The organism is Blautia faecis (genome assembly GCF_027662325.1).
Classification (GTDB): domain Bacteria; phylum Bacillota; class Clostridia; order Lachnospirales; family Lachnospiraceae; genus Blautia_A; species Blautia_A faecis.
In genome coordinates, this window is record NZ_JAQDKY010000006.1 from 124,286 (window position 1) to 132,436 (window position 8,151).

7 protein-coding genes and 1 pseudogene are annotated in these 8,151 nt (G+C 46.6%); 1 reads left to right on the forward strand and 7 read right to left on the reverse strand.

What is annotated here, in order from left to right:
• Positions 1–97: 97 nt before the first annotated feature.
• The 5 genes from PGQ38_RS05130 to PGQ38_RS05150 form a co-directional block, all read right to left on the reverse strand.
• Positions 98–1,084, reverse strand: coding sequence for an ABC transporter ATP-binding protein (locus PGQ38_RS05130; RefSeq protein WP_270430958.1), 987 nt, complete (start codon positions 1,082–1,084; stop codon positions 98–100).
• Positions 1,084–2,052 carry an ABC transporter ATP-binding protein gene (locus tag PGQ38_RS05135; RefSeq protein ID WP_118577947.1) on the reverse strand — a complete coding sequence of 323 codons (969 nt, stop codon included), beginning with the start codon at positions 2,050–2,052 and terminating at the stop codon, positions 1,084–1,086. The genes PGQ38_RS05130 and PGQ38_RS05135 overlap by 1 nt, the downstream gene beginning before the upstream one ends.
• Positions 2,053–2,197: 145 nt before the next feature.
• Positions 2,198–3,778 (reverse strand): ABC transporter substrate-binding protein, encoded by a 1,581-nt coding sequence (locus tag PGQ38_RS05140; RefSeq protein WP_148463506.1) that lies wholly within the window; start codon positions 3,776–3,778, stop codon positions 2,198–2,200.
• Positions 3,779–3,921: 143 nt separating this feature from the next.
• On the reverse strand, positions 3,922–4,791 hold the full coding sequence (gene opp4C, locus PGQ38_RS05145) for an oligopeptide ABC transporter permease (RefSeq protein WP_173718543.1): 870 nt from the start codon (positions 4,789–4,791) through the stop codon (positions 3,922–3,924).
• 19 nt (positions 4,792–4,810) lie between these two features.
• A complete protein-coding gene (locus tag PGQ38_RS05150; protein ID WP_118577950.1) occupies positions 4,811–5,767 on the reverse strand; it encodes an ABC transporter permease in 957 nt (318 codons plus the stop codon).
• A gap of 32 nt (positions 5,768–5,799) precedes the next feature.
• Here PGQ38_RS05150 and PGQ38_RS20450 point away from each other — a divergent pair.
• Positions 5,800–5,859 (forward strand): annotated as a pseudogene (locus PGQ38_RS20450) (hypothetical protein); the annotation flags it as partial.
• A gap of 5 nt (positions 5,860–5,864) precedes the next feature.
• Here the strand turns inward: PGQ38_RS20450 and PGQ38_RS05155 are convergent.
• Together PGQ38_RS05155 and PGQ38_RS05160 are read right to left on the reverse strand one after the other, a co-directional pair.
• Positions 5,865–7,145, reverse strand: coding sequence for an L-cysteine desulfidase family protein (locus PGQ38_RS05155; protein ID WP_118577951.1), 1,281 nt, complete (start codon positions 7,143–7,145; stop codon positions 5,865–5,867).
• A gap of 190 nt (positions 7,146–7,335) precedes the next feature.
• A complete protein-coding gene (locus PGQ38_RS05160) occupies positions 7,336–8,073 on the reverse strand; it encodes an SDR family NAD(P)-dependent oxidoreductase (RefSeq protein WP_173735412.1) in 738 nt (245 codons plus the stop codon).
• Positions 8,074–8,151: the final 78 nt, after the last annotated feature.

Genomic DNA, 8,151 nt, shown 5'->3' on the forward strand with positions numbered 1-8,151 from the left:
ATGTAATTATTCAGCAGACTCCAGAACATGTTTAAAAAGGCTTTCTACAAAATGTACGTCACAATTTGCGGAGCCTGCAGATGCAGGAAATAAATTTTCAAGCAAGCTCCAAAGCCCTGTGGCAGGCTGCCTTATGCCCATTTTCCACCTCCTGAAGCACAGGAACTTCCTGCCTGCAGCGGTCTGTTGCGTAGGGACAGCGAGTGTGGAATTTACATCCTGACGGTGGATTGTAGGCACTTGGCACGTCACCTTCCAGAATGATACGCTGACGTTTCTTCTTCACATCCGGGAGCGGGATTGCGGAAAGAAGGGCTTTTGTATAGGGGTGCATCGGATTGGAATAAAGCTGGGCTTTTTCTGCAACCTCAACCACACTTCCAAGATACATAACTGCGATTCTGTCACTGATATGGCGGACTACGCTCAGGTCATGGGAGATAAACAGGTAGGTCAGATTTTTCTTCTGCTGCATATTTCTCATAAGATTCAGCACCTGCGCACGGACAGATACGTCCAGTGCGGAAACCGCCTCGTCACAGACAACAAATTCCGGATTCAGGATCAGTGCCCTTGCAATTCCGATTCGCTGCCTCTGACCGCCTGAAAACTCGTGAGGAAAACGGTTCAGATACTGTTTATCCAGTCCAACCTCCTGAAGGATCTCTTCCACCATTTCCCTGCGTTCTTCCTTAGTCCCCACTTTATACACTTCAAGAGGGGCACTGATCAGATCATAAACGGTCATTCTGGGATTCAGGGAGCTATATGGATCCTGGAAAATAATCTGCAGCTTCCGGCGCATTTCCCACATTTTTTTCTTATCATAGGTAAGGATATCTTCCCCATTGTACATAACCTGGCCCTCTGTTGCCGGGATCAGGCGGAGAATAGTTCTTCCCAGAGTGGATTTTCCGCAGCCGGACTCTCCGACCAGGCCCAGTGTCTCACCCTTTCTCACAGAAAGACTTACATGGTCTACTGCTTTTACTACAGATGGATTACGGTTCAGAAGCCCTTTTTTTGCCGTAAAATATTTGGATAAATCCTTTGTTTCCAATAAGATTCCTGTGTTCTCACTCATTATTTCTCACCCTCGTATCTGAAGCAGCTTACCAGAGAATTTCCAGCATGGTAAACGCCTGGTTTTTCTTTCATGCAGCGGTCTTTTCCGTAAGGACATCGGGGAGCAAATCTGCAGCCTGCAGGCATGGCGTCCGGTGCCGGAACGGTGCCCTCAATGGTATTCAGCAGCTCTACATCCTCATCAAGGCGGGGAATAGAGTTCAAAAGTCCCTGTGTGTAAGGATGCTTCGGTCTTTCAAAAATATCCTCAATGCTGCCGTATTCTACTGCTTTTCCTGCATAAAGAACAAGCACATCGTCTGCGGTCTCTGCTACTACCCCCATATCATGGGTAATCAGCATAATGGCTGTTCCCATTTTTTCCCTGAGCTCACACATCAGCTCCAGGATCTGTGCCTGGATGGTTACGTCCAGGGCTGTGGTAGGCTCATCTGCAATAAGAAGTCTTGGCTCGCAGGATACTGCCATGGCGATCATCACTCGCTGGCGCATACCGCCAGAAAGCTGATGCGGATATTCCTTCATCCGCTTCTCCGGAGCAGCGATCCCAACTCTTTTCAGAACGTCCACAGCTCTTGTCCAGGCTTCTTTTTTACCGCAGTTCTGGTGGAGCATAATTGGTTCCATCAGCTGGGTTCCAATAGTCAGAGTCGGATTCAGGGCAGTCATTGGATCCTGAAAAATCATGGCAATATCATTTCCGCGGATCCTGCACATCTCTTTCTCCGGAAGCCCTATCAGTTCTTTTCCATCCAGTTTGATGCTGCCGCCGGAAATCCGGGCGTTGCTTCCAAGAAGCTGAAGGATAGACATGGATGTGACACTTTTTCCGCATCCGGACTCTCCTACAATTCCGAGGATCCTGCCTTTTTCTACAGAAAAGCTTACACCGTCAACGGCTGTGTTAATGCCTTTTTTTGTCTGAAACTGTACCTGTAAATTCTCTACTGAAAGTAAAGATGCCATAGCTGTACTCCTTTTTCTCTTAATTAACTCACTGTGATTCTTTCACAGCTCCTGAAATCCGCCAGACATGAGAGTCTTTTCTCTCATATTTGGCGGGTTCCAGGATCAAAAGCTTTATCCGCTTTTGTCCTGTTTCCCATTTTTATTACTCTTTATCCCACTCCCAGGAAGACCAGTTCAGACAATTAAAGTCTGCAACGTTCAGGTTCTTCATGCTCTTGTTGTAAGCGGTAAGAAGGTTCTTTGTATATAAGTAGCCCATAGCTGCTTTTTCTACAACCTTTTCCTGATACTCATCGAAGTATGGTTTTCTTGCTTCAAAAGTAAGCTCTGCGTTTCCTTTGTCGATCAGGTCAGAAAGCTCTGTATCCTGAAGCTGGCAGAAGTTGCAGGAGCTTTCCGGATAGATCATTTCACGGCTCTCACTTGGGTCAAGAGTTCCGCCGGAACCAATGATTCCAAGATCATGCTCGCCGTCAAGCATACGGCTCATCAGAGTTGCAAAGTCCATCTGCTCAATTTCTACATTTACACCGACATTTGCAAAATCCTGTACGATCAGGGCTGCACATCTCTCGGTAATGCTGCTTCCAGAGGAGATGAAGAATTTCAGTGTCTGTCCAGCCGGGAAGCCTGCTTCTGCAAGCATCTCTTTTGCCTTTTCAGGATCGTACTGAACCTGAACTTTGTCATTGTAGTATGGGCTTACCGGTGCGATCGGGGTCATGATCGGAGTTCCCTCTCCCATAAGAAGACCATTTACCAGTACGTCACGGTTGATTGCCATATTCAGTGCCTGGCGAACTTCCTGAGTAAGATATTCCTTCTGAGTATTGAAGATCAGAGTGGTATAGGAAGTGGTAGGAACAGACTCTGTTACCAGGTTATCCTGGGACTTGGCTGTTTCCCAGTCATCAGTCAGTACGGAACCGAATCCAATCAAATCAAGCTCGCCGTTCATAAGACCGGAAAGAACGTTTGCGGACGGTACTACACGGATGATCAGACGGTCAATATTTGGAGTTCCAAGATAGTAGTTTTCATTCTTTGTGAACTCCATACGCTCACCATTGATCTCACTGTCATAGATGAATGGGCCGGAACCTACCGGATTTGCCCAAAGGTCAGGAGCATTGATCTCTTCTGCTGTTTTTCCTTCAAATATATGTTTCGGGATGATGAAAACAGTGTCGATATCCTGCAGGAATGTATCAGGATACATAGCCTCTTTTAATTTGAAGGTTACTTCATAATCGCTGTCTGCAGTTACTTCGATAGAATCCTCGGAAAGCTCTGCTCCGGAATCATCCACACCGGCAATGTACTCCAGGTGATAACGGCTCTTTGCCTCTACAGACGGATCAGAATACATCTGGTAGCTGAATACAACGTCCTCTGCTGTAACCGGCTCACCATCAGACCATACTGCGTCTTCATGAAGCTTAAAGGTAACTGCGTCACTGGCATCGTTTACAGTCCAGGACTCAGCAAGGCGTCCCTCAATGGAACCGTCTGCGTTTGTCTGTGTCAGGCGGTCATAAATCTGGTCACAGATAAAACGGGTGTAGTTGCTTGTGGTGTTCAGCGGCATCATGGTATCCCATGCCTGGTCCATAGCAGCTGTTACTACTTTTTCCTCTGCCTCAGCAGCAGCCGGAACAGCATAACCTGCTACCATGCTTCCTGCAAGCAGGAGCGCTGCAGCCTTTTTCATGTTGAATTTCATAGGTCTCCTCCTTTTTTCTTTTGTCAGGGATGTTTTTTCTCTGACAGGTTTTGTGAAGCAAATCAGTCCGGGAAACTCCCGGAACCAATCTTATGTCAACGGACTGTCCGGCCTTGAATCAAGACCTTCATGATCCTGAGACATTACAGTTTGATTTTCGGATCCAGCGCATCGCGGATGCCGTCGCCCAGAAAATTAATACTTAACACCGTGATCAGAAGTGCAAGTCCCGGCGGAAGCCAGATCCACAGCTTCTGGGAAAGCACAGTAATGGACTGCGCATCGTAGAGCATATTTCCCCAGCTTGCTCCCGGCGGCTGTACACCCATGCCAAGGAAGCTTAACGATGATTCAGAAAGGATGGCACTCGCCATCTGGAATGTGATTGCGATCAGGATCGGGGCAAAAGAGTTTGGAAGAACATACTTTGTCACGATCTTGAAATTGGAGGTACCAATTGCCCTTGCAGATTCTACATATTCTTTCTCGGATACGGAAAGTACATTTGCATAGATCAGTCTGGCAAACTGTGTCCAGCCGAGCACACCGATGACACAGGTTACAGACCAGACAGACGGTCCCAGAACAGCAACCAGCACCAGGATCAGCACAATTGATGGAAAAGACATAAAAATATCTGCAATTCGCATAATAACTGCTTCCGCCTTTCCTCTGGCATAACCAGCAACCAGGCCAAGAGGAACTCCAATTGCGCAGCTGATCAGTGTGGAAACAAAACCAACCAGCAGAGAAGTTCTTCCGCCATACATCAGACGGGCAAAAACATCACGCCCGATAGCATCAGTTCCAAGGATGTGCGCTCCTCCCGGAGCTGCAGAAAAGGCAGTGTAATCTGAAGTATAAGGATCCAGTTTCAGGATCATGGGAAGAAAAACCACCATCAAGATTTCCACGATCAGGACCACCAGACCTGCCATAGCCATTTTGTGTTCTTTCAGTTTATCAAGTACCTCGGAAAGATAGCTTACATTTTCGTTTTTCTGTTTTTTCATTTCTGTCTTCTATCCTCCCTTATTTATAGCTGATTCTCGGATCCAGAATTCCGTATGCAACATCAGTGAGAATATTCGCAATAAGAACCGCTGCCGCGATCATAACCGTGATTCCCATAATAACCGGGTAGTCTCGTCCGTTGATCGCTGTTACCATAAGAGAACCAATTCCCGGCCATCCGAAAACCTGCTCGGTTACAACTGCGCCGCCTACAATAGAAGGAATGGACATTCCCACAACTGTAACGACCGGTGTAAGGGCATTTTTCAAGGCGTGCTTCATGATCACTTTCCATTTGGTAAGACCTTTGGACTTGGCGGTACGAATGTAGTCGTCCTGCATAACTTCCAGCATACTGCTTCGCATGTGCCTTACCCATCCTCCGATCTGCTGAAAGGAAAGGACCAGACAAGGCAGGATCATGTGCTTCATCAGATCTCCGAATGTATGAGCTCCGCTTGAGCTGTACATTCCTCCTGATGGCAGAATGTTAAACACAATGGCGAACAGATAAATAAATACCAGTCCTACAAAGAAGTTCGGAGTCGCCATCATCAGCATAGACAGACCGCCGGAAAAGTAATCTCTTCCTGAATTCGGCCTGGAGGCAGCAAAGATTCCAAGAGGAATGGATACGATCAATGACAGTACAATGGAGCTTGCTGCCAGAATCGCAGTAGCCGGAAGACGCTCCAGTATCATCGCTGCCACCGGTCTCTGGGTGCTGTAGGAAAATCCCAGATTTCCCGTAAGCAATTGTTTCAGCCAGGTAAAATACTGAATGATCACCGGCTGATCCAGTCCAAGTGCCACTCTCTTACGTTCCAGCTCTGCCGGAGTAATTCCCGGATCTGCCAGAAGTGCATCCAGCGGTGAACCAGGCGCCATATTCAGAATAAAATAGGCCAATATGGTAATTCCGAAAAAAGTGGGAATGGCAATCAGTATTCTTTTTAATATGTATTTCCACTTCATAGTGTTTTCCCTTCATCTCCTTTTCCTAGAACCTGTTTGAAAAAGTATTTCCGCAAGCTCCCGCAAATTGTGGCGCACATCTTGCAGAAAGCCTTTTTCAACCACGCTCTACCATAATCCGGATAATCTCTTTATCCGTTTCGCACATACCTTCCTTCGCCAGCTGTCCCACGTTCCGGATGGTATTTTCCACACCGTGGGTAACGATTCCATCACCGCCGTAGAACTGCTGTCCCTGTATGTACATTTCATAGCCCATGATTCCGGCATCGACTGCTGCTGAAATCTTGGCTGCGCAGGAGGCTTTCGCTCCGTCACAGATGATTCCGGAAACAATTGCCAGGGAATTCACGATTGTATGTGCAATTACTTCATAATCGCCGCCGTAGAGATAAGCAATTCCCGCACCGCTTCCACAGCCTGCACTTACTGCACCGCAATAGGCAGAAAGAGTTCCGATTCCAGTCTTCAGATGAATGGTTACAAGATTGGAAAGCACCAGGGCGCGAAGCATTTTGTCATGGGAAACCTGCAGCTCTCTGGCAAATTCAATGACCGGAATGCTGGCAGTCATGCCCTGGTTGCCGCTTCCGGAGTTGATCACCACAGGAAGCTCGCAGCCATTCATTCGGGCATCGGAACCGGCTGCTGCCTTGGCTCTGGCACGGATCTTAATATTGTCGCCGTAGGTGTGAAGAAGGACTTTTCCGATGTTCGCTCCATAGTTTCCACGAAGTCCCTCCTCAGAAATGGCTGTATTGTAACGGATCTGACGCTCCAGAACCTCCTTTACATCTTCTGTGTCAACAGTATTGGCAAAGTCGATAATGTCTTCTATGTTTAATATGGAATGGTCGGTCTTTTTCTCTTCCTTACCTGAACAGACATCTTTCCGGAAAACAGGCTGGCCGTTTTTCTCAATAAGGATGATGTTGGTGTGCGTATCTACAATGCGGACACGGGCCGTTTCAGTACCTTTGGTTACGGTCAGATCGATTTCAAATACATGCCCGGTGGATGCCGGAGTGATCCTGGGTTTCACCTGATCCATGTAGGACTTGATTTCTTCCTTCTGACCGGATGTTACTCTTGCAATTACTTCAAGGAGCGCTTCCGCATCGCCTGCGATCACACCCGCGCACAGAGCAGCTGCAATTCCCCTCATGCCGCCAGTATTGGGAACGATGACGCTTTTTACATTTTTGATAATATTTCCACTTACTTTAATATCCAGCTGTTCCGGCAGATTACCTAAAGTTTTTCTCGCCACTGCGCCTGCATAGGCAATGGCAATGGGTTCGGTACATCCCATTGCAGGAACCAGTTCTTCCTCTAGGATTTTTACGTAAGCCTGGTATTTTTCATCACTTTTGTGCAATGTTTTCTCCTCGCTTTCGCACAACATTATAAATACTTTAGCACACTATCTTCTTAAAATCAATTAATTCCAGAAATTTTATATTTAGAAAAATCCCGAACTATATTTGTGAATTTTGTTTTTGTTAATCACTTCGCGAATATAATCCGGGTGCAGATTTTTTATTTGGAATCAGATCACAGGATTCTTTTTAGAAATAGTCATATCCGCCATGAATGTCTACAACGCTTCCATTCATGTATCCATTTTTCAGAACTTCGTATGCCATATCTGCCACTTCTGAGATCTCACCAAAGCGGTGAAGCGCAATCTTACGGTTAATGCGTTCATAGCTTTCCGGAGTGCGGTTTTTGTGCCAGCTGGTTTCAATGAATCCCGGGGCAATGGCATTGACCCGGATCTGCTTTGGTTCCAGTTCTTTTACTAGGGATTTGGTAAGGAAATGAATGGCGGATTTGGTGACACCATACACCAGGGATGAGGAATAAGCCTGCTGTCCTGCGTAGGAGCCTGTAAAAAGAATGCTGCCGCCTTCGCTCATAATGGGGCGAAGTTCTTTCACCAGAAATACCGGAACAGACAGGTTGGTATTCACAATTTTGGTCCATTCGTTGAAGGTGTAGTCTTCATATTTCGCATAGGTGCTGATTCCTACGTTGTTTATCAGCCAGTCTACATGGCTCGCTTCTTCTTTGACCCGGGATACAAATTTCATCATTTCATCATAGGATGACATATCAGCCTGGAGCAACCGGATTTTTTTCTGATTTTCCTCTGTTTGTGCATGAAGAAATTCCTCCGCCTGCTCCGTGTTATGTCCATAGCTCACATATAAAATATCGTCCGACGCAGAATTTTCCAGAATTTTCTCCGCAATCCCTCTTCCGATTCCAGATGTACCGCCGGTGATTATGGTTACTTTGCTCATGGGGTGTCCTCTTTTCTGTATATTTTATTACTATTTAGTATGTTGAAAGTTGTTAAAGGCGGACGCATTCGGACAATG

Bases quoted from the DNA above. Each gene is read 5' to 3' on its own strand.
- opp4C (WP_173718543.1), bottom strand. From the start codon at position 4,791: ATGAAAAAACAGAAAAACGAAAATGTAAGCTATCTTTCCGAGGTACTT.
- PGQ38_RS05135 (WP_118577947.1), bottom strand. From the start codon at position 2,052: ATGGCATCTTTACTTTCAGTAGAGAATTTACAGGTACAGTTTCAGACA.
- PGQ38_RS05140 (WP_148463506.1), bottom strand. From the start codon at position 3,778: ATGAAATTCAACATGAAAAAGGCTGCAGCGCTCCTGCTTGCAGGAAGC.
- PGQ38_RS05160 (WP_173735412.1), bottom strand. From the start codon at position 8,073: ATGAGCAAAGTAACCATAATCACCGGCGGTACATCTGGAATCGGAAGA.
- PGQ38_RS05130 (WP_270430958.1), bottom strand. From the start codon at position 1,084: ATGAGTGAGAACACAGGAATCTTATTGGAAACAAAGGATTTATCCAAA.
- PGQ38_RS05150 (WP_118577950.1), bottom strand. From the start codon at position 5,767: ATGAAGTGGAAATACATATTAAAAAGAATACTGATTGCCATTCCCACT.